25 protein-coding genes, 1 tRNA gene and 2 pseudogenes are annotated in these 25594 nt (G+C 68.7%); 9 read left to right on the forward strand and 19 right to left on the reverse strand.

The features are described from left to right. Nucleotides 1-44: 44 nt before the first annotated feature. Nucleotides 45-458, forward strand: coding sequence for a globin (locus tag ACFWJX_RS15030; protein WP_383242077.1), 414 nt, complete (start codon nucleotides 45-47; stop codon nucleotides 456-458). A gap of 36 nt (nucleotides 459-494) precedes the next feature. Here ACFWJX_RS15030 and ACFWJX_RS15035 read toward each other — a convergent pair whose 3' ends face one another. From ACFWJX_RS15035 to ettA, 3 genes are read right to left on the reverse strand one after another with little or no spacing between them, the layout of a single operon-like run. Then, on the reverse strand, nucleotides 495-1172 hold the full coding sequence (locus ACFWJX_RS15035; protein ID WP_383242080.1) for a hypothetical protein: 678 nt from the start codon (nucleotides 1170-1172) through the stop codon (nucleotides 495-497). After that, nucleotides 1169-1579, reverse strand: coding sequence for a thioesterase family protein (locus ACFWJX_RS15040; RefSeq protein WP_073498682.1), 411 nt, complete (start codon nucleotides 1577-1579; stop codon nucleotides 1169-1171). Before ACFWJX_RS15040 ends, ACFWJX_RS15035 begins: the two co-directional genes overlap by 4 nt. A 6-nt stretch (nucleotides 1580-1585) precedes the next feature. After that, on the reverse strand, nucleotides 1586-3250 hold the full coding sequence (gene ettA, locus ACFWJX_RS15045; protein ID WP_383242083.1) for an energy-dependent translational throttle protein EttA: 1665 nt from the start codon (nucleotides 3248-3250) through the stop codon (nucleotides 1586-1588). A 413-nt stretch (nucleotides 3251-3663) separates the two neighbouring features. On the opposite strand from ettA, the gene ACFWJX_RS15050 reads away from it, so the two are divergent. Both ACFWJX_RS15050 and ACFWJX_RS15055 read left to right on the forward strand, forming a co-directional pair. Then, nucleotides 3664-5217, forward strand: coding sequence for a hypothetical protein (locus ACFWJX_RS15050; protein WP_383242086.1), 1554 nt, complete (start codon nucleotides 3664-3666; stop codon nucleotides 5215-5217). 5 nt (nucleotides 5218-5222) lie between these two features. Continuing rightward, nucleotides 5223-5786, forward strand: a complete 564-nt coding sequence (locus ACFWJX_RS15055; RefSeq protein ID WP_383242089.1) for an NUDIX hydrolase — start codon at nucleotides 5223-5225, stop codon at nucleotides 5784-5786. A gap of 127 nt (nucleotides 5787-5913) precedes the next feature. Here the strand turns inward: ACFWJX_RS15055 and ACFWJX_RS15060 are convergent, their stop codons facing one another. The 4 genes from ACFWJX_RS15060 to ACFWJX_RS15075 all read right to left on the reverse strand — a co-directional run bounded on the left by ACFWJX_RS15060 (nucleotide 5914) and on the right by ACFWJX_RS15075 (nucleotide 10686). Further along, on the reverse strand, nucleotides 5914-6342 hold the full coding sequence (locus ACFWJX_RS15060) for a VOC family protein (protein WP_383242092.1): 429 nt from the start codon (nucleotides 6340-6342) through the stop codon (nucleotides 5914-5916). Nucleotides 6343-6559: 217 nt separating this feature from the next. Further along, nucleotides 6560-7975 (reverse strand): TQXA domain-containing protein, encoded by a 1416-nt coding sequence (locus ACFWJX_RS15065; RefSeq protein ID WP_383242095.1) that lies wholly within the window; start codon nucleotides 7973-7975, stop codon nucleotides 6560-6562. A gap of 260 nt (nucleotides 7976-8235) precedes the next feature. Further along, nucleotides 8236-8712, reverse strand: a complete 477-nt coding sequence (locus ACFWJX_RS15070; RefSeq protein WP_383242098.1) for a single-stranded DNA-binding protein — start codon at nucleotides 8710-8712, stop codon at nucleotides 8236-8238. A gap of 303 nt (nucleotides 8713-9015) precedes the next feature. Then, entirely contained in the window at nucleotides 9016-10686 is a 1671-nt protein-coding gene (locus tag ACFWJX_RS15075) for a GTPase (protein WP_383242101.1), read from the reverse strand. Nucleotides 10687-11142: 456 nt separating this feature from the next. Between ACFWJX_RS15075 and ACFWJX_RS15080 the strand changes: the two genes are divergently transcribed. Continuing rightward, nucleotides 11143-11718 carry a hypothetical protein gene (locus ACFWJX_RS15080; RefSeq protein WP_383242104.1) on the forward strand — a complete coding sequence of 192 codons (576 nt, stop codon included), beginning with the start codon at nucleotides 11143-11145 and terminating at the stop codon, nucleotides 11716-11718. A 153-nt stretch (nucleotides 11719-11871) separates the two neighbouring features. Here the strand turns inward: ACFWJX_RS15080 and ACFWJX_RS15085 are convergent, their stop codons facing one another. Continuing rightward, a complete protein-coding gene (locus tag ACFWJX_RS15085) occupies nucleotides 11872-13479 on the reverse strand; it encodes a dynamin family protein (protein WP_383242107.1) in 1608 nt (535 codons plus the stop codon). Nucleotides 13480-13800: 321 nt separating this feature from the next. Here ACFWJX_RS15085 and ACFWJX_RS15090 point away from each other — a divergent pair. Further along, nucleotides 13801-13873: transfer RNA gene (locus ACFWJX_RS15090), tRNA-Arg, on the forward strand. Nucleotides 13874-14062: 189 nt separating this feature from the next. Here ACFWJX_RS15090 and ACFWJX_RS15095 read toward each other — a convergent pair. The 10 genes and pseudogenes from ACFWJX_RS15095 to ACFWJX_RS15140 all read right to left on the reverse strand — a co-directional run. After that, nucleotides 14063-14452, reverse strand: coding sequence for a hypothetical protein (locus ACFWJX_RS15095; RefSeq protein WP_383242110.1), 390 nt, complete (start codon nucleotides 14450-14452; stop codon nucleotides 14063-14065). Nucleotides 14453-14553: 101 nt separating this feature from the next. Beyond that, nucleotides 14554-15456, reverse strand: coding sequence for a hypothetical protein (locus tag ACFWJX_RS15100; protein ID WP_383242113.1), 903 nt, complete (start codon nucleotides 15454-15456; stop codon nucleotides 14554-14556). Continuing rightward, entirely contained in the window at nucleotides 15456-15653 is a 198-nt protein-coding gene (locus ACFWJX_RS15105) for an AlpA family transcriptional regulator (RefSeq protein WP_257564444.1), read from the reverse strand. The genes ACFWJX_RS15100 and ACFWJX_RS15105 overlap by 1 nt, the downstream gene beginning before the upstream one ends. Next, nucleotides 15650-17049 (reverse strand): annotated as a pseudogene (gene repSA, locus ACFWJX_RS15110) (replication initiator protein RepSA). The gene ACFWJX_RS15105 and the pseudogene repSA overlap by 4 nt, the downstream one beginning before the upstream one ends. Nucleotides 17050-17140: 91 nt before the next feature. Further along, nucleotides 17141-17449, reverse strand: coding sequence for a SpdD-like protein (locus ACFWJX_RS15115; RefSeq protein ID WP_383242116.1), 309 nt, complete (start codon nucleotides 17447-17449; stop codon nucleotides 17141-17143). 20 nt (nucleotides 17450-17469) lie between these two features. Next, a complete protein-coding gene (locus ACFWJX_RS15120; RefSeq protein ID WP_383242119.1) occupies nucleotides 17470-17625 on the reverse strand; it encodes a hypothetical protein in 156 nt (51 codons plus the stop codon). A 9-nt stretch (nucleotides 17626-17634) separates the two neighbouring features. Then, nucleotides 17635-17826, reverse strand: a complete 192-nt coding sequence (locus tag ACFWJX_RS15125) for a mobile element transfer protein (protein WP_383242964.1) — start codon at nucleotides 17824-17826, stop codon at nucleotides 17635-17637. 22 nt (nucleotides 17827-17848) lie between these two features. Then, nucleotides 17849-18529, reverse strand: a complete 681-nt coding sequence (locus ACFWJX_RS15130) for a DUF2637 domain-containing protein (protein WP_383242122.1) — start codon at nucleotides 18527-18529, stop codon at nucleotides 17849-17851. After that, nucleotides 18529-18687, reverse strand: coding sequence for a hypothetical protein (locus ACFWJX_RS15135; protein WP_167396220.1), 159 nt, complete (start codon nucleotides 18685-18687; stop codon nucleotides 18529-18531). The genes ACFWJX_RS15130 and ACFWJX_RS15135 overlap by 1 nt, the downstream gene beginning before the upstream one ends. 86 nt (nucleotides 18688-18773) lie before the next feature. Continuing rightward, nucleotides 18774-19496, reverse strand: a pseudogene (locus ACFWJX_RS15140) (FtsK/SpoIIIE domain-containing protein); the annotation flags it as partial. A 269-nt stretch (nucleotides 19497-19765) separates the two neighbouring features. Between ACFWJX_RS15140 and ACFWJX_RS15145 the strand changes: the two are divergent. The 4 genes from ACFWJX_RS15145 (at nucleotide 19766) to ACFWJX_RS15160 (ending at nucleotide 23442) form a co-directional block, all read left to right on the forward strand. Next, a complete protein-coding gene (locus ACFWJX_RS15145; protein WP_383242125.1) occupies nucleotides 19766-20041 on the forward strand; it encodes a hypothetical protein in 276 nt (91 codons plus the stop codon). A gap of 1379 nt (nucleotides 20042-21420) precedes the next feature. After that, nucleotides 21421-21834 (forward strand): GIY-YIG nuclease family protein, encoded by a 414-nt coding sequence (locus ACFWJX_RS15150; RefSeq protein ID WP_383242128.1) that lies wholly within the window; start codon nucleotides 21421-21423, stop codon nucleotides 21832-21834. A 340-nt stretch (nucleotides 21835-22174) separates the two neighbouring features. After that, nucleotides 22175-22504 (forward strand): hypothetical protein, encoded by a 330-nt coding sequence (locus ACFWJX_RS15155; RefSeq protein WP_383242131.1) that lies wholly within the window; start codon nucleotides 22175-22177, stop codon nucleotides 22502-22504. Between the two features lie 635 nt (nucleotides 22505-23139). Continuing rightward, nucleotides 23140-23442 (forward strand): hypothetical protein, encoded by a 303-nt coding sequence (locus tag ACFWJX_RS15160; protein ID WP_383242134.1) that lies wholly within the window; start codon nucleotides 23140-23142, stop codon nucleotides 23440-23442. Nucleotides 23443-23876: 434 nt separating this feature from the next. Here ACFWJX_RS15160 and ACFWJX_RS15165 read toward each other — a convergent pair whose 3' ends face one another. Continuing rightward, entirely contained in the window at nucleotides 23877-24173 is a 297-nt protein-coding gene (locus tag ACFWJX_RS15165) for a hypothetical protein (protein ID WP_383242137.1), read from the reverse strand. Nucleotides 24174-25594: the final 1421 nt, after the last annotated feature.

Below are 25594 nucleotides of genomic sequence, written 5' to 3' on the forward strand. Positions count from 1 at the left end.
CGGAGGTCCTAGGCCTGGAGTCCTCGGTCCCCGGGTCTGAGACCATGGGGAGCGTGAAAGAGATCCGGCGCGGCACGCTTCAGGAGCAGACCTTCTACGAGCAGGTCGGCGGGGAGGACACCTTCCGTCGGCTGGTCCACCGTTTCTACGAGGGAGTCGCCGAGGACCCGGTCCTGCGGCCGATGTACCCCGAGGAGGACCTGGGCCCGGCCGAGGACCGGCTCAGGCTGTTCCTGATCCAGTACTGGGGCGGCCCCACGACGTACAGCGAGAACCGCGGCCACCCCCGCCTGCGGATGCGGCACGCGCCCTTCACCGTGGACCGGGCCGCGCACGACGCCTGGCTCAAGCACATGCGGGACGCGGTGGACGAGCTGGAGCTCTCCGAGGAGCACGAGGAGACGCTGTGGAACTACCTGACGTACGCGGCGGCGTCCATGCTCAACACCCCGGAATGACCCGGCGTACGGCGGCCTGAGGGGGCGTACGGCCGCTCAGCGCACGCTGAGCCCCAGGCCGCCGAGTCCTGCCCGGCGTACGGCGATCGAGCCGTACGGAGTCCGCAGCCGCAGCCACGCCCCCGAGGAGAACAGGCCGACGTCCCGGGGTGCGGTGGCCGGCCGCAGGAAGCCCAGCGACTGGGCCGCGTGCACGGCCCGCACGGGCAGGCCGGTGTCCCCGACCGTCCGGGACCAGATGTCCCGCCCGATCCGGTCGAGTTCGGCGCGGGTACGCCCCTCGTCCGGCAGCCCTTCCATGCGGCGGCGGAACTCGGCGACCGCCGCGCCGACCATCGCGCGCAGCGCGTCCGGCGCCGGAAGGCCCGCCTGCGGCCGCCAGCCGCCGCGCGGCGGAAGTACGCCCGCCCAGGGCGGCCCGGTGACCGCGGCGGGCACCGCGGCCGTGGCCGCCGCATCGTCGACGCTCTCCAGCAGCTCCCCGGCGGACACGGTCACGTCCAGCGTGACGTCGAGGCCGTTCTCGTACGGCTTCGCCAGCCGGACCGCCCGGATCGCGAGGACCTCGAAGGACGGCGGCCGTCCGAAGACGGCCAGCGCGGTGCCGGCCGCCTGGAGCCGGACCGCTGCTCCACGGTCGTAGTGGAGCAGCCGGGAGAGGAAGGCCGCGAGATCCGCCGCCTCCCCCTCGTCGGCGAGGTGGAGCACCGTCATGCGGCGACGGCCTCCTTGTCGTCGTCCCGGTACTCCTCGAGGAACTCACGCTCCTCGTCGGTGAGCCGGCGCGGTCGCTGTGCCGCGAAGTCGAACGGCACGATCACCGTCGAGGCGCTGACGTAGACCTGGTCGCCGTCCTTCACCTCGTAGGAGATGGTGAAGGACGCGGCGCGTATCTGCGTGATCCACAGTTCGATGTCGACCGGCGTGTGCCGGTGGACGAGCTGCCGCTTGTAGTCGATCTCGTGGCGCGCCACCACGGACCCCTGCTTGAAGTCCTTCTCCGGGCGGAACAGGAAGTCGATACGGGCTTCCTCCAGGTAACGGAGGAACACCACGTTGTTGACGTGGCCGTACGCGTCCATGTCCGCCCAGCGCAGCGGGCAGCGGTAGATGTGCCGCAAGAAAGATCAGCCCCGGGTCAGCTTCTTGTAGGTGGCGCGGTGCGGACGGGCCGCGTCCGCACCGAGACGCTCGATCTTGTTCTTCTCGTACGACTCGTAGTTGCCCTCGAACCAGAACCACTTGGACTCGCCCTCGTAGGCGAGGATGTGCGTGGCGACCCGGTCCAGGAACCACCGGTCGTGGGAGACGACCACAGCCGCGCCCGGGAACTCGAGCAGCGCGTTCTCGAGGGAGGACAGGGTCTCCACGTCGAGGTCGTTGGTCGGTTCGTCGAGGAGCAGCAGGTTGCCGCCCTGCTTGAGGGTGAGCGCCAGGTTGAGGCGGTTGCGCTCACCGCCGGAGAGGACACCGGACGGCTTCTGCTGGTCCGGGCCCTTGAAGCCGAAGGCGGAGACGTACGCCCGCGACGGCATCTCGACCTGGCCGACGTTGATGTAGTCGAGGCCGTCGGAGACAACCTCCCACAGCGACTTCTTCGGGTCGATGTTCTCGCGGCTCTGGTCGACGTACGAGATCTTGACCGTGTCGCCGACCCGGATGGTGCCGGAGTCCGGCTCCTCCAGGCCCTGGATCATCTTGAAGAGGGTGGTCTTGCCGGCGCCGTTGGGGCCGATGACACCGACGATGCCGTTACGCGGCAGCGTGAAGGAGAGGTCGTCGATGAGGACCTTCTCGCCGAACGCCTTGCTGAGATTGTCGACCTCGACGACGACGCTGCCCAGACGCGGGCCCGGCGGGATCTGGATCTCCTCGAAGTCCAGCTTCCGCATCTTGTCGGCCTCCGCGGCCATCTCCTCGTAGCGCGCCAGACGCGCCTTGGACTTGGCCTGACGCCCCTTGGCGTTCGACCGCACCCACTCCAGCTCCTCCTTGAGGCGCTTCGCCCGCTTGGCGTCCTTCTGGCCCTCCACCTTGAGGCGGGAGGCCTTGGACTCCAGGTAGGTGGAGTAGTTGCCCTCGTAGCCGATGGCGCGGCCGCGGTCGAGCTCGAGGATCCAGCCCGCCACGTTGTCCAGGAAGTACCTGTCGTGGGTGACGGCGACGACGGTGCCGGCGTACTTCGCGAGGTGCTGCTCCAGCCACTGCACCGACTCGGCGTCCAGGTGGTTGGTGGGCTCGTCGAGCAGCAGCAGGTCGGGGGCCTCGATCAGCAGCTTGCACAGCGCGACGCGGCGCTTCTCGCCACCGGAGAGGTTGGTGACCGGCCAGTCGCCGGGCGGGCAGCCCAGGGCGTCCATGGCCTGCTCCAGCTGGGCGTCCAGATCCCACGCGTTGGCGTGGTCCAGGTCGTCCTGGAGCTTGCCCATCTCCTCCATGAGCGCGTCCGAGTAGTCGGTCGCCATCAGCTCGGCGACCTCGTTGAAGCGCTTGAGCTTGCCCATGATCTCGGCGGCGCCGTCCTGCACGTTCTCCAGGACCGTCTTCGACTCGTCGAGCGGCGGCTCCTGCAGCAGCATGCCGACGGAGTAGCCGGGCGACAGGAAGGCATCGCCGTTGGACGGCTGCTCCAGCCCGGCCATGATCTTGAGAACGGTGGACTTACCGGCACCGTTAGGACCGACCACACCGATCTTCGCGCCGGGCAGGAAGCTCAGCGTCACGTCGTCAAGGATGACCTTGTCGCCGTGAGCCTTACGCGTCTTGCGCATGGTGTAGATGTACTCAGCCAAGAGAAACCGTCCGGCAGCTTGAATTCTGGCAGTGGGCAGATACACCCCATCTTGCCGGACGGCTACCCCTGGGGGGAAACCCGTTCCGTCGGGAGACGCTGACCTGGGGGTTTGATGCAGACGGCTGCGGCTGACCTCGCTGCCGCTCGTCGCAGAGCGACCAGGGGACACCGGACGGGGGGACGGTCCAGGTATCGACCGCCGGTCTTCGCACGGAGCCGAGTGCATCGCACAGCGGGTGAGGGGCGACCGAAGGCTGTTCGTCGTGGAGCCGGTCGAAGGTGCGATCCGGTTCGTCCGCAGGGCCCTCGCACACGGCTTCGGCGAGGCTGCGACCGCAGGGGCTTCGCTTCTTCGGCCCCGCTGCGGTGTGGTCATGTACACACTCCACGGCCTGGCGGTAGCGTCCAGCAGTGGCCGAACCCATTTGGCATATCGGAGAGAACATGGCTTTCTCAGGCGGTCACGATCTCCAGTATCTGGAGTCCCTCGACTCCGTGCGGATGCCCTGGCCAGGCCCGGCCGGCATCTCGGACTCCGAGCGGGAACAACGGGACGACCACGAGCTTCAGGTCTTCGTCGAAGTACTCATGACGCTGGCACTGGGCCGCGATGTCGTCGTCCCCCAGTCCTACGCATTCGATTCCACTGCATTTCTCAGCGTCGCGCGCACAGTACTCCAGATTCGCAACAGGGCAGCGATCGACGAACACCCTTTTCGGATCCATCTCTTCAGATCGGATTCCTTCGAAGACGCCATGGCAAGCATGCTCAGCCGCGCCTTCGACGAGAATCACCCATTTCTCAGCTCCTTGCTACCAGAACTGCACAAGCCGGAAGAATACGGCCTCGACCCCAGCGACGTTCGCTGGCAGGCCGAGAGCCTCGATCGCCTCCTCAACAGCGACTGGATAGGAGACAAACGGGCACAGGCGCTGAACGATGTCCGAGCGGAATTCCGAGGTCTCCCGCGAGTCAAAGCAAGTCCGCCAGCCTCCCCATTGGGAATGGGACAACTGCTCGCGTCCACCGTCGAGGAGAATTCGTCGATGGGTCGAGCGGCGCAATCCCTTCCAGCGGCTTTCCGGGAGGTGCACGCAGAGATCGTGAACGTGATTCGCCGTCTCGATCCCACGCGCCCGCAGGCTTTCAACGAACGCAGTCGACTCCGCAGCCGCGACCCGTGGCCCAACGATCCGGGCCGCCGGACGCCAGAGGAAATCGCCGGAAGCCGGCACACTCTCGATCTGGTGATCGAGTTCGTCGACACCTTGTACAACGTGATCGTGGTTGATTCCATCGGGATTGCTCCCGCGACCTTCAGCACTGACGTAGCCGTCGGGGACAGGGTTCTCAGCTCACGCGCGATCGCGCAGGAGCTCGCGATCGCGCAATATCGTTCCGGAGCGCACCAGGCAGCCTGGCTGCCACGCCAGGACGCAGCGACAGGTGAGGCGGAGGAACATCCGCTGTTCGAAGTGCGGCTCGATGCGCGAGCCGCCATCACGGAGAAGCAGACCCGTGACCAGTTGTCGAATCTGCGGGACAGCGCGGTGGACGCCATCGCCGCTCTCCTGGACGCTCGGGCTCAGCGGGGAGGTTCCGGCCGGGCCCGGTCGCCCTTCTGGAAAGGGCTGGACAAGTTGGCCGCGGCAGAGGACTCCGCGTCCGCCCGGAAGGCCCTTGACGCTCATCTCGCCCACGTCGCCGCTGTTCTCGGCGGTCAGGGCGATGCCGGTCTGGTAGGAAAATCCGGAGTTCAGGTGTTCCTCACGGGCAGCGGTGCCGCCGGACCTGCGGTCGCGGCCGCACTCTGGCAATTTCCGCGTATCCTCGAATTTCCGGCGATAGCCCTCGGGGCGGTTGCTCCCGTCGTAGCCCAAAAGGGAGTTCAATCCGTCCGCCGCTGGCAGGGCACAAGGCGCCGAACCCATGCACTCGGAAGAGTCGTCGACGTGAGGATCTAACCGCCTTGAGCAACCCTGGACGCCTCGATCCCATCCGCCGAAAGCGCGAGGTCCGCGCCTATGCCAATCGATTCGCCGAGGTCTTCGATGACGAGGTGGAGTTCCCGGACGGCACTCCTGGCCGGTACCTGAGAATCGTCAATCGCGGTGACGGTCCAGGCGTCGTGGTATTGCCCGTCCATGGGATTAACGTCGGGCTCGTCCAGACATATCGCTATCCTGTGGAATCCTGGCAGTGGGGATTGCCTCGCGGTTTCTCCCACAATCACGATCCCCTCGTCACTGCCCGGACGGAACTCCACGAAGAGATTGGCGTACGCGACGCCGCATTCGAACTCCTCGGCTTCATGACACCGGATTCAGGGATGTTGGCGACCAGGGTTGCCGTAATCCTCGCGCGGGTCAACGAACCCACCGGACGAACAGTCGATGTGCAAGAAGTTGCTGCCGTGCGCTGGCTCCCCGTCCGAGAGCTGTGGCATTGGGTGGCCCAGGGGCGCATCGAGGACGGAATGTCACTGGCCGCGCTGACTCTTGCTCACGCACTCGATCACCTGCCCAATCCCTGAGGTGTGCCGAATGGGTCTCGGCCGCTCGTGGACACCCGCTGGGAACCCGGTGGCTCGCGCCGGCTCCGGCACGGCCGGCTCGCACCCGCCACACCCGCCGGCAGTTCGACCGATGGGGGCGGCCGGGTCAGGTGAGAAGTTGGCCGATGCCCAGCAGGTTTCCCTCGCTGTCGTGGAACCAGGCTCCGCGCTCGGCTCCGGCGCCCTTGCTCGGGTAGTTTCCGTCGATCTCGGCGATGTTGTCGACGGTCCGGAAGCCGGGTACGTCGACCTCCTCGAAGACCACACCGCGGCGCTTCAGCTCCGTCACCACGGCCTCGATGTCGTCGACCTCGAAGGCCATCTGTGTGAACGTGCCGGGCGAGGCTCCCATCGACCGGAACAGCACGAACTCCGCGCCGCCCTCGCATCGGTACAGCAGGCCACCGGGGCGTTCGTCCACGGGGTGCAGGCCGAGCCGCTCGGCGTAGAAGCGGCGTGCCCGGTCCAGGTCCTGGGCCGGGAGCCTGGTCGCCACCCGCGCCCCGGCCAGGGTGTTCCTGTCGTCTGCGTTCATACGGCCACTCTGCCCCCAGCAGGGGACGAGGGCGAGGAACGTCACTCGTTTCCGTCGTCGCGGGGGTGATGGCCGCGGGTGATGAGCCTGATCCCGCCGACGGTGAGCAGGGCGAGGAGCGCCGGGCCGACGCCCTGGACGCCGAGGAGCCACAGGCGGTCGGTCGGGGGGGGAGCGGGCCTCCCCCTTCCCCGTGGTGCGTGCCGCGGCGGCTGCCTCAGCCCTGCGTCCTGTTCTCCTTGCGGCCCACGAGCAGCAGGACCGTGCCGCCGATGACGACCAGGCCGATCGCGGTACCGGCGATCAGGGGGGTGGCGTCGGAGCCGCCGGTCTCGGCGAGGTCGGTGCCCGAGGAGGCGGTGCCGCCCACCGTGGCCGGGCTGGGTTCGGCGAGCGTCTGGGTGGTCAGGCCGGTCTCGTCGGCTCTGGTCCGGCAGTCGAGGACGCCGGTGAAGCGGCTCTGGGTTCCTTGCGGACCGGTGATGGTGAAGTCGTAGGCCTGATCCTCCTGGAGGGGGATCGTCACCGTGCGGGACGTGCCGGCGGGGATGCTGTGCCGCACGCCCATCAGCTCGAAGGTGAAGGCCTGGTCGCCCTCGTTGGACGCGGTGATGTCGACGCCGTTCTTCGGGCAGTTCTTCGCCGCGGAGAGGGCCGGGACGGCGCCGGTCTCGGCCCAGGTCGCGGACGCCGTCGCGGAGACGGTCGACTCGCTGGAGCCGGCCAGGATCTGTGTCTGGCTGCGGCTCCCGGAGGTGAAGGCGCGGCCGACGGGGACGGTGGTGGAGGCCTGGACGGTCAGCTCGGCGGCCCCGGCGACGGTGCCGGCGGGTACGTCGAAGAACAGCTCGCTGCCGTCCCGCGCGGAGGTGACGGGCTCGCCGTCCTTGCCGACGATCCGTACACCGGTGGTCGCGGCGTCGAGCGGCGGTGTCACCGTCACGGCGCTCGCGCCGGTCCGTACGGTGACCGGGCCGAGCAGTTCGCCGGGGTGGCCGGAGACGGCGGACCCGTCGAGGGTCAGTGAGGCCCGGGGTTCCGCCACGGCGCGGGCGGTCTTGTGGAGGTAGTCCGCGAGCCGTTCGGCCTGTGGGTCGACGGCGTCGACGTCCGCGCCGTCCGAGTAGCGCCAGATCGCCACCTGGGTGCCGGCCGCCGCGTCCTGCTCGGTGAGACCGCCTCCGGTGATCCCGGCCTTCTTGGCCAGCGCGGCCAGGTTGTTCACCTGGGGATAGGAGTTCTGGAGGATCCAACGGATCCGGCCCGCGTCCTTGTTGACGCCCAGTGAGGTGCCGCTCCAGGGGGTCTCCTGGTACTTGGCGTCCTTCTGCGTGGGGTTGTGAAGGTCGACGCAGTAGGTGTGGAGGGTGCCACCGCCGTCGACGGACATCTCGAACAGGCCGGCCGAGACCTCCTGGTCCCCGCTCTCGTCGTGGAACACTGCGGCGCCGTACGTCTTGAGGCCGCCTATCGTCGCCGTCGCTCCACCCTGCGTCTGCGCCGGGGTGTCGGCGACGGCCGTGCCCGCGGTGACGAGGACACCGGCGGCGACGAGTCCGGACACCAGCGTCCCCGCCGCGAGGCGGACCGCGCCCCGTCCGCGCGCGAACGGCGCGGAGAACGAAGAAATCACGTAATTCCCCTTCGAGCAGGACCCGTTGTCGTGGGGGGATGGGTCCCACCAGCAGAATCAGAAGCCCCGTGAGCCACGTTCGGCATCCTAGAGAGGCGGGCGCACCGGCCTTCCCGGTCAGGTCGCCCGATGGGTGATCCGACTCGGAATCGTTATCCCAAGATCGCCCACGAGCAGGGCTTATCGACAAATCCACCAGCCCTTCCAGGGCGAATCCGCCGATAAGCCGTCGACCCGTCAGAACGGCGCGCTCTCTGACATCACGTCACGGCAGCCGGCTCGCGTCGCCGCGGTGATTCCGGCTCCGCGGGATGCGCCGCCGGGGTCTCCCAGTCGGGCTCCGGCTGCGTGGGTACGCCGGCCGCCGCGGCCGTATCGGGCCTGGCCGCGCGACGGAAGAGCGAGGTGCCACGGGCGAGGTCATGGCCGATCGCCACCGCGTCGATGTCGGCCGACGTCCGGTTCTGTCCCTCACGCGCTTCCGCGCGCACCTTCAGCCGGCCCTGGACGATCACGGCTTCGCCCACGTTCAGCGACGCCGCGACGTTGGTCGCCAGCTGCCGGTTGGCCCACACCGTGAAGAAGTTGGTGTGGCCGTCGGTCCAGGTGCTCTTCTCCCGGTCCCAGTAGCGCGAGGTCACCGCCAGCCGGAACCTCGCCGACGGCCCCGCCGACAGCTCCCGGTACACCGGCTGCGTCGCCACGTTCCCCACCGCACAGACCATCGTCTCGTTCATCGAGAACCCCTCCCTCACCCGGACGTCCACGCCGGGCTGATACGCGTACGGGCCCGTCCCGTACGGCTGCGTCTGCCGGGGCGGTGCCGGCCGCGAGGCATCCGCCCCGAGCCGCTCACCGCCACCGTCGCCACGACCGCGTCCGCCGCGATCGCCGCGAAACCAGACTGCCTCCGCCGGGCCGAGCCCGTCGCGCCCTGTGGATCACCACCCGCCTGTGGAAAAAGCCGTCACCCGGACGGGGGATGCGCGTCGCGCCGACCCCGGATCACCGCCACGGCCCGCGCTCCACAGGCCCCTCCCTCACCTGGCCAGCACCTGCGCGCCCATGACCCGCCCGTACTGCTCCCGTACCTCCCGGTACCGCAGCAACTCGGCGGCCACGGGGTCCAGGACCCTCGCTCTGCCGCACCCGGCGGCCGCCTCCCGAAGGCGCCGTTCCGCGTCCTGGCCGTATCTGCGTGCGGGGCCGCGGGCCGCCAGCCGGCAGCTCCACTCCACCAGCGGGCCGCCGATGATGCCGGCCACCATCAGCAGCACCGGCACGCCCAGGTTCGGCGACATGACTCCGGCGATCTGGCCGACCAGCCACAGCCCGCCGAGGATCTGAAGGACCGTCATGGACGCCTGCGCCAGCACGGCCACCGGCCACCAGCCCGGCCGCGGTGGACGACCCTCCGGCACCCCGGCCCGCGCGGTCAGCTCGTCCAGCGCCTCGGGCAGCCCCTGCGCACCGCGTACGGCCGCCTCGCGCACCGCCTGCGCCCACGGCGCGGGCAGGCCCGCCGAGGCCCGCTCGGACACGGTGCGCACGGCCTGCTCCACACGCTGGCGCGCCGTGGCCTCCTCGTCGGCCTGCGAGCGGACCGGCAGCCGACCGGTGGGGGGATCGCCGCGGTCCTCGTACCACCGCCACAGCCTCAGCCACGGCGTCCCGCACGCGCGGTTGGCGTTGCGCAGCCAGGCGCGTTCGGCGGCCTCGCCCGCGGCGGTGGCGCCCACCGCGTCCGCGAGCCGGGCGGCGAAATCGTCCCGCGCCTCCTCGCTCAGGCCGGTGCGCCGCTCCGTCGCGTAGACGGACCGCAGCCGCCACCCGGCCGCGTCCACATCGGCCGCGATACGCCGCGCCGCGGCACCGCGCTCCGCGACGAACTGGCCGAGCAGTTCCCGCAGCTCCCCCACGCCGTCGCCGGTGAGCGCGGACAGCGCGAGGACGGTCGCGCCCGGTTCGCCGTACTCGCCGAGGGCGACGCCGTCCTCGTCGAGCAGCCGCCGCAGGTCGTCGAGAACCATCTCGGCGGCCTCGCCCGGCAGACGGTCGACCTGGTTGAGGACGACGAACATGACCTCCGCGTGGCCCGCCATGGGCCGCAGGTAGCGCTCGTGGAGCATGGCGTCGGCGTACTTCTCGGGGTCGACGACCCAGATGACGGCGTCCACGAGGGCCAGCACACGGTCGACCTGCTCACGGTGCTGTACGGCGGCCGAGTCGTGGTCGGGCAGGTCGACCAGGACGAGCCCGCGCAACTGGGCCTCCGCGTCCGCGCTCTGCACCGGGCGGCGGCGCAGCCGGCCCGGGATGCCGAGCCGGTCGATCAGGCTCGCGGCGCCGTCACTCCAACTGCAGGCGATCGGCGAGGCGGTGGTCGGCCGTCGTACGCCCGTCTCCGAGATGGTCACCCCGGCGAGGGCGTTGAACAACTGCGACTTGCCGCTGCCGGTGGCTCCGGCGATCGCGACGACGGTGTGCTGCCCGGAGAGCCTGCGCCGGGCCGCCGCCTCGTCGAGAACGCGCCCCGCCTCGGAGAGCGTCCGGCTGTCGAGCCGGGTGCGGGAGAGCCCCACCAGCTCCCGCAGCGCGTCGAGCCGGGAGCGCAGGGCACCGTCGTAGGCGAGCGGGGCCGTGGTCTGAGGCCCGCCGGACCGAACCTCCAGGGCCGCGGCGGCCTGCTCGGCGGCAGTGGCCTCGTTCACGCGACGCGCGATGAGACCGTCGCCCCAGGGTTCACCGGACGCGGGGTCCTCCTGCGCCGACTGACCCTCACCGTCCCTCCCGCGACCGTCGCGACCGCGTGCGGGAGCTTCGGCCACCGGTGGGCGGGCGGGGCGGTCGGTACCCGGCACAGGCGCGGGGCGCTTCTTGTCCCGCACGCGCGCGGGAGCATTGCCCTTTCGCACGCGCGCCGGCGGCTCGGTTGCGGCCTTCGCCCGGCCACGGGAGGACTCGTCGCCCTCCGGTACGCGGGCCGGACGTCCCTTTTCCGGCACGCGCGCGGGAACGTCGCCCTCTCGCACGCGCGCAGAAGCGTCGCCCTCTCGCACGCGCGCGTGCGGCTCGGTTGCGGCCTTCGACCGGCCGCCCGAGGACTCGTCGGTCGCGGCCGTCGACCGGCCGCCCGAGGATTCCTCGGTCGCGCGCGCACGCGCCGGGTGCTCGCCTTCGCCGACGGGCGTGGCGGAGCCGCCCTCCACCACCTTGCCGGGACGGCCGCCTTCGGCCTTGTACGGGGACAGGGCACCCTCCACAGGGGCGGGACGCTCGTCCTCACCCACGCGCGTGGGACGTTCCCCTTCGGCCCCGCGAGCGGAACGATCGGCGTCATCCGGGCGAGCGGAACCGTTGACATCAGCCGGGCGTGCGGAACCGTTGACATCAGCCGGGCGAGCGGAACCGTTGACGTCAGCCGGGCGAGCGGAACCGTTGACGTCGGTCACGCGCGCGAGGCGATCCGCCTCGCCCACCTGCACACCCCGGTCGTCCACCCGGCTGTCCTCCTGCCGGCCGACCGGGGAACCGTCTCCGCCGTCGCCGCTCCCGGCATCCGCCGGGCTCTCGCCGGACCCCTGCTTCTCTCCCTCGCCGCCCGCCTCGGGCTCCTTCTCACCGGGCTGCCGCCCCTCCACGGCGCCCTCCACCACGCCCTCCGCACCCTCCGCACGCAGAGCCGACTCGCCGGGCGGATCCCCGAGGCCCCGGAGGTCCTTCAGCCCTCCCACGTCCACTGAGTCCTGCAAGCCGCTCTGCCCCCGGTGATCGCCGTGGGTCACCGCCCCCGACTGCCCCCCACACTCCCCGTGATCGAGGTGTTCCAGGTGTTCCACGTGGTCCGTGTGGTCGGTGTGGTCGGTGTGGTCCTCGTTCGTGACGGCGGTCACCGGTCACCTCTCCTTCTGTAGTACGGACAGCGCGGCGATGAGTTCGGCCTGGGGTTCGGCGTGGACGTCGAGTTCGTCGAGCGGGGCGAGCCGACGCTCGCGTTCGTTGTGCAGGACGCGGTCGAGGTGCTCGGTGAGCAGGCGTCCGCCCCGGTCGCGCAGCCGCAGCGCGCCGTGGGCGCCGATCCGTTCGGCGAGCCCCTCGCCCGCCGAACGGGCCCTGCGGCCGCCCAGCAGGACGGTGGCGACGAGGGCCGCGACGATTTCGGAATCGGGTACGGCGCCGCGTTCGAGGTCGCGCACCTCGTCCTCGGCGAACTCCTCCAACTCGCGCCGCCAGCGCCGTACGGCCATGCCGATGCGGTGTTCGGCGGACTCCGGGGAGTGGTCGCGGTCGAGTAGTTCCGGGGCGCCCGCGGCCGGTTCGCGGCGCCAGGCCTCGTCGACGCGTTCGTCGGCCGCGGTGACGGCGCAGAGCAACAACGCGGCCAGGCTCTCCACGAGGGCGTCGAGCAGTTCCCCGGCGGTGCAGTCCAGCGGGAAGGCCCGCCAGCGCTTGAGGGCGTCACCGGCGAGCACGGCGCCGCTCTGCAACCGGCCCCGCACGCGCGCGTACTCACTGTCGTACGCCCCGTCGACGGCCGAGGTGAGCCGCAGCGCGGCCGCGTACTGGGCGGCGGCGGCGCCGGCCAGTTCGGGCATCCGGGACTTGAGCGAGTCGAGGACGCCGTAGGCCGTGCGGGCCATCGCGTCGTGGCGGGCGGCGAGGTCCTGCGCGTGTTGGACGAGCCAGGCGCGCAGTGGTGCCACGGCGGTTGCCGGAAGCAGCCCTCCGCCCCAGGCGGACTCCGGCAGTTCGGGCACGGTGAAGCGCGGTACGTGGCCCAGCCCGGCCTTGGTGAGCAGGGCGCCGTACTGCCGGGAAACCTCTGAGACGACCTGGTGGGGTACGCGGTCGAGGACGCTCACGAGCGTCGCGTTGTACTCCTTGGCGGTGCGCAGGAGGTGCCAGGGCACGGCGTCGGCGTACCGCGCCGCCGTGGTGACCATGACCCAGATGTCGGCGGCGCAGATGAGTTCGGCGGCCAGGACGCGGTTGTCGGCGACCAGGGAGTCGACGTCGGGCGCGTCCAGGAGGGCGAGGCCGGGCGGAAGGGTCTCCGCGGTCTCGACGCGCAGGAGGCGTCTGCCGTCCTCCCCGGGCAGCAACAGGTCGTCCGCGGGCTCCTGATGGGGCACCCACACGCGCGTGAGGTCGGGCAGCACGCGCATGCCGCTGAACCAGTGATGGTCCTCCGGATGGCACACCAACACCGGTGTCCGGGTCGTCGGCCGCAACACGCCCGCCTCACTGACCCGCCGCCCCACCAGGGAGTTGACGAGGGTCGACTTGCCGGCGCCGGTGGAACCGCCCACCACGGCCAGCAAAGGTGCTTCGGGCTGTCTCAGCCGGGGCACCAGATAGTCGTCGAGCTGGGCGAGGAGTTCGTCGCGGTTGGCACGCGCGCGTGGAGCCCCCGCCAGGGGCAGCGGAAAGCGTGCGGCGGCGACACGGTCGCGCAGGGCGGAGAGTGCGTCGAGCAGCTGAGGCCGTACGTCCAAGGTCACCACATGCGAAGAATGCCCAATTTCGGGGGATTTATGAAGCATATAGACATGCCTGCGCGCCGATGGGACAGAAGGGACGCAAGGCGCGACTGGGACAGAGGCACAGCGCAGGCATAACGAGTGCACAACACCCGGCGCTCCAGGCGCCAAAAGCGGTGCACAATTCGTACCTGCCTGCGATTATCAGGACCGCTTCACCGAACCTCCACATTGAGCCACGGAGGCGAAGCGCTCAGGACAAGGAACCGGGAGCCCTATCCTTGTCCCCGGCAACGTCACGGATCAGCCCACACCCGGGCACCAGGTACGAGGCCACCACACCCGGCCCCCGTAGCTCAGTGGATAGAGCAGGCGCCTTCTAAGCGCTTGGCCGCAGGTTCGAGTCCTGCCGGGGGCGCAAGTCTCCGCCCTCCCTTTGGGAGGGCATTTTTGCTGGTCACGGCGTGTTTCACTCGCCACGACGAAGCCCCGGACACTCCCCCGACGATCAAGGGGAGGTTCCGGGGCTGTCCGGCTGTCACCGGGTTTTCGCGGGTGGCCCTGTCGAATACGTGTCGAAGTTGTCGGCGCTTCTCGGTGAGAAGCCTCAGCCTCCGTCGGGCAGCTCGGGAAGATCCCCGGCGGCCTCCAGGCGCCTTTTCAGGTCAGGCGGCTGCCCCTCGACGCATCGCGCGTAGGTGGCCAGCAGCACCGGCACGCTGTTCCCGGCCCATTCCGCCACCTGGGCGGGTGGAATTCCGTCGTTGAGCCACTTCGTGAGGCGCGTGTGCCGGTTGTCGTACACCCGCCTCCCGGTGGGCGACTCGAAAACGTGCGGGAGCAGGACAGCCTTGCGCGCACTGCGCCACGCCCGGCGGATGACCGACCCCGCGAGAATGCCGCCCGTCTCCCCCTGGAACAGCAGATCACCGGGCTTGAGCTGTTCGTCCGCGATGTGCTGCCGCAGGGTGCGCGTCAGGGCGGAATGCCCCGGCACGGTGCGCGTCTCGCCCTCGGCACGGCCCTTCAGGTCGCGTTCCTCGTGGATCTCGCCGGTGTCGGTCCACTGCTTGCCGACCTCCGGAGTCGCCGTGTGGATCAGCAGCTCGCACCACTGGCCCCCGCGTCGGGACCGGGAAGCGTCACGTCCTGCACACGCATGGCTACGGCCTCCTCCGGCCGCAGAGCGCAGTAGTACAGCGTGGCGAAGAACGCGTGCAGCCGCTGTCCTCTACGCGGCCGGCACCGGATCCAGTCGAGGAGTGCCGCCGCCTGGTCCGCGTTCATCAACGACCGCTTGTCGACGGCGTTGCTGGTCTTGGCGACGGCCGTCGACTCCTTCCCCTTGGGGAGCGGGTTGGTCCGCAGGACGCGCCGCCGGATCGCGTGCTTCATGACGACGTTGAGGATCCGGCGGTGGCGCTTCCTGGACCAGGCCGCCGCCTGCTTGCCGTCGAGGCGCGTGTCGACGGGTCTCAGAATCTCGTCGACCTTCTCTGCCTCCTCCCAGACCGAGACCGGCAGGGAGTTGCGCTCCACCCATCTGAGGATGGCCACCACGTCTCGCGGGGCGTCCGCACGGCGGGTCGCGTTGAACGCCCATTCGCGCAGCGCGGTCCGGACGGCAACCGGGGCGAACTGGGTCGGTTGGGCACGCAGCAGCGCGATGGTGACCGCCGTCAGAGTCTTGGCGGTGTTTTTACGGCTGTTGCCGCCGAGCTGGGTCCAACGAGCGTCCACGTACTCGACGGCGAACGCGTACCAGCTCATCGAAGCCGACTTGGAACGGTGGGACACCGGCAGCCCGGTGGCGATGACGAAGGCCTCACCCTTACCGGTGGCCCGGATCAGTTCGGAGCGGAAGCCCTCAGCGAGTGAGACGGTGGCGAAGGGTTCACGCCAAGCCTTGCCCGCGACGACCCAACGCACGGTGTAGGTGGTCTTCCGGGCGCCCTTGTACGTGAGGATCTTGTAGACCTTCACGTCGTACGTGGTCTCCATCAGGCGGCGTCCTCACGGTCGTCGAGCCAGTGGTCGAGATCGCTCCGCCGGATCCTGAGGTCGCCGTTCGGGAGCTTGATGCAACGTGGCGCACGCCGCTTCGCCCGCCAGTCGTAGAAGGTCGAGCGCGAGACGCCCAGTTCTTCGCAGACCTCCGCGAGGGTCAGCATCGTGCGCGACCGGACGGCCGTGGTCATTCCGTGTTCCCTTCGCTCTGGAGGACTTCGCGAGCGGTCTCGCGGTTGGCGTGCAAGTCGCGCGCGATGGTCGCGGCGAGGGCGGCTTCACCCGGGGTGTGGCCGTGGCCGGCGTACTGCCAGTCGGTCAGGACGAGGACGGTGTCCGGTTCGCGGTCGTCGAGACCGAGGGCGGATGCCTCCTGCGCGGCGCGGAAGTCGGCGCGTTCTGGCGGAGGGCGCCGAGGGTGGTGGAGTAGGTGCGCGACTTGGACGAGAAGTGCCCGCGGAAGCCGAGCATGTGCGCCCAGGCCCAGAGCCGTCGGTCCGGGTACAGGGCGTCGAGGTCTCGGCAGGCGGTGATGAGCCGCCGGGTGTGGTCGGGGACGCCGTGGCGGTCGAGTTCGGCGAGTTCACCGATACGGCGGTCCAGGGTGCCGGTGTTCTCTGCCGCCTTGGTGGCGTACTTGGCCACGTACGACGCGACGGCCTGTTCGGTGATGTCGGAGCCGTCCGCGAAGGCCTTGACCGGGCGGACGTCGAGCTGTCGGCCCCATCGGAACGTCCGGGCAGGCTGGTCGTCGGCGGCCGGAACCGAGACGGACGTGTACGAGTGCGCGGCGGCGGCCCGGAGCGCGTCGGTGAGCACGTCGACCGTGGCCCAGACGGGCGGCGGTGTGCCGGGGCCGTCGAGACGTACGACGGCGTGGAAGTGCAGGGCGCCGCGCTTCTGGAACTCTGCCACCTTGCCGTACGAGACGCGCAGGTGGCCGGCGAGTTCCCGGCGGGCCAGGCCGCCGCGGGCGGCGAGTTCGCGGCGGAGCCGGGTGGTGAAGCGCTGCCAGAGTTGTCCGGCGTGGTTGTTGAACAGGACGGCGCCCGCGTAGTCGTAGGCCTCCGGGTCGAGGGCGGTGCCCAGCTCCGGGGCGTCGGACGCGTGCCGGTCACCGCAGCGGCAGAGGCCGCCGTGATTGGGCCGGTTGTGGACCGGCCCGAACGAGGGGGCCGTGAGGGTGGCGAAGACGCGCGGGTGGTCGCGGACGTCGGCAGGGATGTCCCGGCGGTCGTCCCCGGCGAGGCCCGCACGGATGAGGTGGTAGGTGTCGCCCGCGTAGGTCCAGGCGCAGGACGGGCAGCGGGAGGCACGGCGGTTGCCGCAGGCAAGGCGGAGGCGTCCGCCCGGCTCGTTCTCGGTGGAGTAGTGGTGCAGCGTCTCGCCGGTTGTTTTGTCCTTCGTGAGCGTCCAGCCGGTCAAGTGGATCGGGTCGGAGCAGCCGCCGGTGCGGCGGATCTGGTCTTCCCAGCGGGTGTAGTCGGAGGCCGAGGCCACCCGGAGGACGTCTCCGAGGGTGATCGGGTCGAGTGGGTGGGCGGACGTGGTCACCTTGGGTGTCGCTGGTGAGGCCCGGTGGGCCATGCTGGAGGTTCCTTCCGGTTACGAGATTGATCGGTGGGGACGGCTCCCGGGCGGCGGATGCTTGGCGGTATCAGGGCCGCCCGGGGGCCGGTCAGCGTCGTTTGGCTTCGGAGGCGAGCACGGAGCGCAGTACGACGGCGCAGACGGCGACGGACGCGCCGGTGACGGCGACCGCCAGAAGCAGAGAGACCAGGACGGCACCGAGGACCAGGACCGCGGCCGTGCCGGCGCCGACGAGCGCGAGCATGGTGCTGGGAGTGAGCTGGACGACCGGGCGGGACGGGGCCGGGACGACGGGCACCGGCGGCGGGACCGGGGTGATGGTGGTCGGCTCGATGACGGCGGGCGGGGCCGTCAGGCCGGTGGGCTGGGGCATGGTCGGGATCTTGGGACGCAACATGGGCGGTTCACCTTTCACGGCTACTTGACGGCGTTGTCGATGACGGGGGCCAAGACGCTGTCGGCCAGGAGGAATCCGCCGAGGAGCAGTACGGCGATGAGCCACCAGGGCGGGCGGATGAGCTTCACGCCGAGGTAGCCGACGGTGAGGAGCGCGAGCCAGAGCGGGACCTGCACGTGGGCCTCCTAGCGGACGCGGCAGCGGTGGGTGCGGGCGGCGAGCTGGGCGGCGGTCTGGCTGGAGTAGTCGGCGGACCAGCCGCAGCGGTCGGCGGTGTAGACGGCGGCGTGCACGGTCCGGCCGTTGCGGTCGCGGTGGGTGCCGATCTGCACGGGGCCGATCCGCATCACGGAGTGGAAGTTGTCGCGGGCGGGCATCATCGAGGTGTCTCCTTCCTGGTCAGGCGAGGTGGGCGGCGATGGCGTTGGCGAGGTAGGGCGGGACGCCGAGGCGGGAACGCAGGGTGTCGGTGTCGATCGGAGCGCCGGTGCGGGCGCGGTACTCGTCAGCGACCTTGCGGGCGTGGTCGACGAGGACGGCGGGGACCGCCGGCGCGGGGGTCGAGGCGGGAGTCGAGACCAGGGCTGGGGCTGGGTCCGAGACCAGGGCCGGGTCCTGGAGCGCGTCAGGCTCGGGAACGGTTGCTTCCGGTAGCCGGGGATCGGCGTCGGGTGTGTCCGCGACGGGTGCCGGCGGAACCGGCTCCGGCTCCGCAGCCGACGAGTGAGCGAGGAGCGTTCCACCGAGGAACGCGACCGCGGGCCACCCGGCGATGCCGAGACGGAGCAGGGCGGGCGGGTCGGCCAGGTCGAGAAACCCGGCGGTGGCGACATTGGCGCCGAGCGAGGCGAAGAGGGCGATGAGGAACCAGCACCAGGCCAGCCGGGACGGACCCTCATTACGCAGTCGCCGCCAGGCCGCGACCAGGAGCAGATCGACACTGACCGGGTAGGCCCAGGCCTTCCAGCCGTTCTGTCCCGCAGCGGCGGCCAGGTCGTGCAGGTGGGCGAAGGACAGGGCGCCGGCGATGACGGCTTGAACCAGGACGGCGTCGACGCGCAGGCCGTGACGGGCAGCCATCAGGACTCCTCACCGGTCGGCGGCTCGGGGAGCGAGGCGGCCAGAGAGGGGCTGACGGCGTCGACGAAGTCGAGGTCGGCGCCGGTGGTGTCGGCGTAGAGGGCGAGTTGGCCCAGGAGCAGGACGGTGCGGGCGAAGTCCTCGCAGTCGGGGCACATGACGCGGGTTCTCCCTTCATCGGGCATGGCAGGGGTAGGGACTTGGCGCGAAGACGGTCCCGCCGACCGATGGGACGAGTGAGAGATCAGGCGGTGGCCGGAGAAGGCTTGGCCGACGGCACGGGGGCGGCGGCGGCTCCCGAGAGGGCAGGCCGGAATGGCGCCAGCTCAGGCAGGTTGGGGGCCCGGTCGGCGTGCCGATTACAGATGTTCACGGCCTGGCGGAGCGAGGTGTGCGGGGCACGGATCCGGTACCAGCCTCCGGAGGAGTCGCCCGCGATGGCGATCCCCCGCATCTCGGCCGGGATCTGGATAGCGGCGAGGACGGCGTCCGGGGAGATGTCGCCGAAGGCCATGTTGGCGGAGGTCTCGTCGTTGACGCGGTGGGCGGTACGGCCGGTGAGCTGGGCGCGGAGCATGGTGATGCCCTTGCCGAGTTCGGAGCCGAAGCGCTGTCCGCAGATCTCCAGGTAGATGCCGGCGGCGCGGCCGAGCTGGGCGAGGCGGACCAGCGCGGTGATGATCCGGTCACGCCGCTTCTCCTCCTCCTTGCTGACGTACAGGGCGAGTTCGGCAACCTCGTCGACCAGGACGACGACCGGGGTCGGACGCAATCCGTCGGGCAGATCCCAGATGTCGGCGGCGATCTCCGCGTCCGGCACGTCGACGGTGATCCGCTGCTGGGCACGGATGAGCTGATAGACGTCCGCCATCCGGGCCACGAGCGCATCGAGCAGTTCGGCGGCGGTGTCGGGGTTGTCGGCCAGCGCGGAGAACCTGCGGCCCAGCGGGAACAGTTCGACCCCCTGATGGTCGTAAACACTTTCTGCTGCCCAATATCCTCGCCCATTCTCAAAGGGTCGCAGAAAGTGCCGGCAGCGAGGGCCTAGTATCAGCAGCAAGCATCTACTCATTCGGTCAGAGTTCCGGGTTCTCTCAGGAGCAAGTCGGCGCACAACTGGACAGGGGCGTGAAAAATAACCTGCTAGTCTTTTCCGGTTCCGTGGACGGAGGCTCGTATCGTCCTACAAGTGTCGGAAGTTATCTGCACCGTAAGCTCGCACACTCATTCAGTTACGTGGATGCCATGATCGTAGATACCCCCATCGTCGATCCAAGTGTGCGACGGAATGTAAGGGACGTTCACGGCATCAAAGATCGAATCCAGCGGGCAAAATACTTTCAAGCCTATTTGGACAAGCAGTGGGAAATTTTCGATCCGCCTAGAGATGGCATTCCTTTTCGCTGGGACGAGGTGAGTGTCGAACTTGCGACTGATATCGAAGCCGCAGAGTTTAAGGCTGACGCCGCAACACAGAAGAGGAATGAATCAGCTACGAACTTCTGGACGTAGGCATAGAGCAGCCCTCAACCAACCAACTGACCTGAGCCACCCTCTGACGTTGGCTGACATGCCCATCAGCCCTCAAGGGCTGTCAGGCCGAGAGTTCATGACGAAGCGGTCGTGCCAGGCGCGTGCCAGATCGTGTGAGGAACCAGTCGACCGTCCCGGTAGGCGCCGACACTGCTCCGCCGCAGGTCAGTCCAGCAACAGGCGCCAGATGCCCCCAGCTTCCCAAGCTGAGGGCTCAGGCATCGTCGTCACGGTTCGGCCGGCAGGGCTTGCTCTAGTCGACGGCATGGCAGCGTGGCGGAGGCCGGTGGGGGTGCAGCGAGACATACGCGTGCGTGATCAGTCGACGCATCCGCCCTCGTGGCTGACTGTCGTCGGCTGAAGTTCGTGCCACTGTCGTGCCAGATGCAAGGGTCAGCCACGGTTAACGAGGGTGTCTCGCGGTCGAGCTCTCGGCAACCTGGCCAGGTATCGAAGCCCCAGCTCGGCGGCACGATTCCCCCGCCGCTCTCCTAAATCGGTGCTTCCGGGTAGGGAGTTTCAGAAGTAACTGATCAACGATGAGAGACCACACATGTCACGGGGCCCCTATCACGGGAGGTCGAGAGGAAAGGCTTACTGTATTTCGCTGATAACCTCGGCCAGCTATCCCGAGATCGTGACGAATAGCCGCATGAAAATTGTCGCGCGACATCCGATACCTTCTGTACGCTTTTTCCCACTCCCTTGCGTCTGCGTCAATCACTCCACGGGCATAGTCGCTCAGCTGCCAAATGGTCGAGCGGAACGCATGTGCAGCTCTACCGACTTGCTCATCGCCCAGCATTTGCACTGTTTCGTATGCGAGCGCCAATCGCCTATCAGAGTCGGCTATCTCTTTGACCCCATCTTCAACAGAGACGGGTGGGGGACCTTCGAGGAGGTTCCTTGTCGTGGCAAGCGAACGTGCAGCCCCAACCTGGACATGCGCTACATGTATCAACTCCCGGTACGCCTCAAACCGACGCTGACTCCACTCCCGCTGCACATCACGCTTCCACCGAAAGCGTTCGGATAGAGCGCTGCCAGCAAAAGAAACAACACCTCCAATCACTACGCCTATCAGGGCCGGAAGTTGCACCGCCAAGCTCACATGTCCCCCTAATGGGCTGGATAGCCGTCAATGAAAGGTGCGCAATGGCTCCTCTGTCTGGTCGCCAAGTAGTCTGCCCCGCAGCGCGCTTGCCCAGCCCTGTCCCGGAGGATCCATGGATGCTACGACCCTCACCCGCCCGGACCGACTCTGGACAGCACAAGAGGTCGTGGGCCGGCCGAGTCCCGTGCCGACCACAGCGGGGGTCTACGGGCGGCACTTCAAGCAGGCGCCCCACCCAGACTTGGTGACCGGACGCTTGCTCTACGTCGGCATAGCGCCGCGGTACATGGCGAACCGGACGAGTACGCAAAACCTGCGCAAGCGCGTGCGGTACCACTACCGGGGCAACGCGGCCGGCTCGACGCTGCGGCTCACTCTCGGCTGCCTACTCGGACTTGAGCTGCGCCGAGTGGGCAGCGGCAAGCGCATGACCTTCAGTAAGGCAGGGGAAGCCACCCTCAGCCAGTGGATGGCGGAGAGCGCCCGAGTGTGTTGGATCGAGCATGACGAGCCATGGACCATGGAGTCGGAGCTCATCTCTCAGCTCGACCTGCCGCTGAACCTGGATCAGAACCGCCACAACGCGTTCCACGGCCGCCTTACGGGGCTGAGGGCTCAAGCCCGCCAGCGGGCCCAGGAGTTGTCTATCAGCGCATAGACCGTCGGGCTGACATCACCAGTTGACATCAACCGCACCGAACAATGACGCACCGAAGCGGTCGCAGCCGGATCGTAGAGCGACCACCTAGCCCCGTTTCGGTAGGCCGCGCCTCAGAGTGATCGAACTCCTAAGCGGTGCTCAGCCAGCCGCGGCCGTGGACTCGTCCCGCTTGATCTGCCGCGTGCAGGGCCGTGACCTGCTGCGGCACCCAGAACCCAAGGGGCCTCCGGAGCCGTTCCCTCACCACATCCCCGGCCGGCCAACACTCAGTCACCCAGAGACGAATGAGGCCACGATGCGCCGGGTAGGGTCACAGCCCGCTAAAGGGGAGGGAACGTTGGACCTCAGTGAGGTTAAGAAGGCCGTGGACGACGGCAGAGGCTATGCAGCTATCAGCGTCAAGACTCTTCGCAACGCTGTGGGGGCAGCCCGTGCGAAGAAGAACGTGGTAGCAGAAATCTCTGCTGGCCTACGGGCGGGTGGGTTTGGCCACGTTCCCTTCGAGATACCGAAGCGCCAAGATCGGGTGGTTCTCGTGTACCGCCTCGGCCCCAGCACGGGTGCTGCGCTGATGGCGATGGTGGAAGCAGCCCACGGTGATGGTGAGCAAGCGAACGGTGCCGCGTGGCTCTTGAGCACCATGCTGTCGTCGCTCGACGGCCAGTAAGGCTTGCGACGTCTGACATCCGCAGCTGACATCAATGAGCCTGGACATCAGCACACAGCGATACCTCTGAGCCCTAGACGTACTGGAGGCACTCAGCCAGTGACGGCCTGGCGGTCGTCGACACCGAGCCGGCTGGCAGTCAGGCCGTCGTCGGGGAGCTGCTGCGCCTGATCGTCGTCCCCAGCCGCCACGGCGCGTACGTCACCGTTCCGGCCCGTACGCCTCCTGGTTCATGTACGCGGCCAGCAGTGGTCTCGACACCGTGCGGCCTGCACCACAAACGCACCAGATCCAGCGGGGAACAGCGGGAAATCACGGTGATAGCCAGTAGGCCCGACGAAGCTCCAGCCCGACAGTTCACCCAGATCAGCGCACAAACCGCCCCCAAACACCCGCAGCTTCCCAAGCTGAGGGCTCATGCACCGTCGTTACGGTACGGCCGTCGCGGCTTACTCTGGTCGACGACAGCGGCAGCGTGGCGGAGGTCGGTGGGGGCGCAGCGAGGCACACGCGCGCCTGATCGGCCGGCGCACCCGCCGTCGTGGCTGGCTGTCGTCGGCTGAGGTTTGAGCAGGCCCCGTCGATCATCTAAACAGAGACGGGTAGGCCGACTGGTGGGCGAAGATTGCGGCGCCATGCCCGAGTACACGATCAGTACGCAGAGCGGTGCTGACTGGCCCGTCATACCCGTCGGCAAGCTCTCCAGCTATCTCGCACCGAAGTCTTTTCAATACGAGGTCGTGGACGACAGCAGTGTGCTCGTTCTCCGCGTCGGGGGCGCCACCGTCAGCGTTTCCTGGGAGCTTCTTGGGGCCTGGTACGTCGCCATCGAAGGCTCCGACTCCCTTGAGCGGGCGGACTCGGTTGCATCCGAGATCGCACGCCAGCTTGAGGACGCGACCGGCGAACAGGCTATCTGGTACCGGGTCACCGACTGAGGAGGCCCACAAGCTTGTCGTCAAGTACCGCCCCGACCACCGACAACACCAGTGTCTGACACCAACAGTGGCGGACGAGGGCGAACCGGAGCGGACCCCAGCGACCGGCCTTCGGGCGCCAGCGGCGGACGTGGCACGCATGCGCGAGGTGCTGCCCCGCATCCTGGCGTATAGGCGCCCTGATGCCCGCCCGGAGCTACGGATCAGGTGGTCCTCTGCCAAGTATTGCGCTGACGGGACGCACCAGCGGTGAGTGTCTAGCTGCGTGACAACGCCGACGAACAACGGCGAACAAGCGCGAACGTCTGCGGACCATCAACGCAGGCGAGAGCCACACCAGCACCAGGCAGCGCACCCACCCAAGTTGCTTCGGGACGAAGAGGTCCGCGCCCATCCGTCGCGACGACAGTCAGGCTTGTCTCTACCCTGATCGCTCAGGAGCAATTGCAGGACCAGGCGTAGGTGATGAATACGGCCGCCACGGCAAACGTAGCGGCCGCCGCGCCGGCCAGTCGCCCGCGCCGCCCTGGCCTTGAGGGGCGAAGCAGCTCCCAGCCGCCATAGACGAGGAAGGCCAGTAGGGCACCACCTACACCGCCGGTGACGAGCGGGCTGTGCTCCCACCCCCAGACGAACGCCAGAGCGAGACCGGCCACGGCGAGGCAGGCAATAACCATCAGCACCACCTCCCCGACGAGCTCCCCCAGAAGTTCCTTCAAGAACGAACCCACGCCGCGGATCACGCGCAGAACACGACTCCGAGCCACAGGAACAGCCACACGCCCCCCAGAGCCAGTCTCGAATGATCGGACCCTACGAAATCGCGACGCATCGGGGAAGAGCGATCAAGGCCATCTGTTCGGCAACGCAGCAGCGCCACGACCGCATACACCACGAAGGCCACAGACCGCGAGCGCTCCGTGTCGACTTCGACGACCAGGTGCCGGGTCCACACCGAGCTACGAACCCCGGGTGCCTCTGACATCCACGGCTGACATCAACGACGCTGGACGGGGGCGGACATCAGCGTCTCTGACCGGCCGTCGTACCAGTCACCGACCTCAGCCGAAGTGGGCTCGGAACGAACTCCTATAGCGGGGTCGCAGGTTCGAATCCTGCCGGGGGTACCAAGGGAAACGCCTATTCAGAGGGCGTTTCGTGACAGACCGTCTGGGACTGCCCGGGCGGGGCCGTACACATTGTGTACACCCTCCAGGAGATGGCCAGCGCGGGCCGCCACTTCGATTGCACACTGATCGAGCAGCCCGCGCAGCAGCCCGGCGAACGGGACGAGTTCCTCCGTCGCGAGGGCATGAACTGACGCTTCACGTCGAGAGCGTCGGCCACCGCGTTGAGACGGTCGGGCCACATGTGCCGGTACGGGGGCGAGCTGTCGCCCGGCGCGCGCCGTCTACTCATCGAATTGCAAGCCGCCCCGCTCCCAGCCCGCGTAAGCAGCCCTCACGCCAAGTCCCCGCCTGCGCTGCCGCAGACGGGGACTCCGCCCTGTGCGTTAGTTCCTCCGGCGACGCCCCTGCGCATAGGGGCCGTGGCGATCATGTTCCCGCCATTCCTCGTCATGGGGGTCGCGGTCTTCGCCGGCCGCGTTGTCTCCAGGAGTCGAAATGTGTTCCCCCTTGTTGACCTTGGCTAGCAGCGAGGCGAGGGGATCAGGGGGATCGTCGCTGAAGCGATTGGAGCCGCGCTCGGGCGGCGGCCCCGGCTCTGTCGTGACGCGACCGTGGTGTACCGCTCATGAGCAGCCCCCTCCGACTCACTGAGATGCACTCGAGATCTTTCCCTGGAAGGTCGTGAATAACCCGACTTCGACCTTGCCAGTGCTGTGCAATCTTGCCGGATGCCGACCGCCATTGGACACCCTCCAGACCTCAACGTCCGCCCATACCTTGCGCGTTGGCCTCGCTGGCGAGGCTGGGAATGTGCGCCGTTTGCCTTCCTCGATCAACCCGTACCACCTGGACGATGCGGACGGCGGGTACAGCAACGCCGGTCGTGCTCTGCCCGCCAGCCGGTCACTGGAGCTTCTTCGCACATGCTCTACGAACTGCGACCACTACTAGTAGTCCGTGGCTCAACGCAGACGTACAGATCGGACGGCCGATCCCATGCCAGACACGTGCCAGATCGTGCG

It is taken from the genome of Streptomyces sp. NPDC058335, from assembly GCF_042723915.1.
In the GTDB taxonomy this organism is placed as follows: Bacteria; Actinomycetota; Actinomycetes; order Streptomycetales; family Streptomycetaceae; genus Streptomyces.

Bases quoted from the DNA above. Each gene is read 5' to 3' on its own strand.
- ACFWJX_RS15030 (WP_383242077.1), top strand. From the start codon at position 45: ATGGGGAGCGTGAAAGAGATCCGGCGCGGCACGCTTCAGGAGCAGACC.
- ACFWJX_RS15035 (WP_383242080.1), bottom strand. From the start codon at position 1,172: ATGACGGTGCTCCACCTCGCCGACGAGGGGGAGGCGGCGGATCTCGCG.
- ACFWJX_RS15060 (WP_383242092.1), bottom strand. From the start codon at position 6,342: ATGAACGCAGACGACAGGAACACCCTGGCCGGGGCGCGGGTGGCGACC.
- ACFWJX_RS15070 (WP_383242098.1), bottom strand. From the start codon at position 8,712: ATGAACGAGACGATGGTCTGTGCGGTGGGGAACGTGGCGACGCAGCCG.
- ACFWJX_RS15100 (WP_383242113.1), bottom strand. From the start codon at position 15,456: ATGGAGACCACGTACGACGTGAAGGTCTACAAGATCCTCACGTACAAG.
- ACFWJX_RS15105 (WP_257564444.1), bottom strand. From the start codon at position 15,653: ATGACCACGGCCGTCCGGTCGCGCACGATGCTGACCCTCGCGGAGGTC.
- ACFWJX_RS15115 (WP_383242116.1), bottom strand. From the start codon at position 17,449: ATGTTGCGTCCCAAGATCCCGACCATGCCCCAGCCCACCGGCCTGACG.
- ACFWJX_RS15125 (WP_383242964.1), bottom strand. From the start codon at position 17,826: ATGCCCGCCCGCGACAACTTCCACTCCGTGATGCGGATCGGCCCCGTG.
- ACFWJX_RS15130 (WP_383242122.1), bottom strand. From the start codon at position 18,529: ATGGCTGCCCGTCACGGCCTGCGCGTCGACGCCGTCCTGGTTCAAGCC.
- ACFWJX_RS15135 (WP_167396220.1), bottom strand. From the start codon at position 18,687: ATGTGCCCCGACTGCGAGGACTTCGCCCGCACCGTCCTGCTCCTGGGC.
- ACFWJX_RS15160 (WP_383242134.1), top strand. From the start codon at position 23,140: ATGCCCGAGTACACGATCAGTACGCAGAGCGGTGCTGACTGGCCCGTC.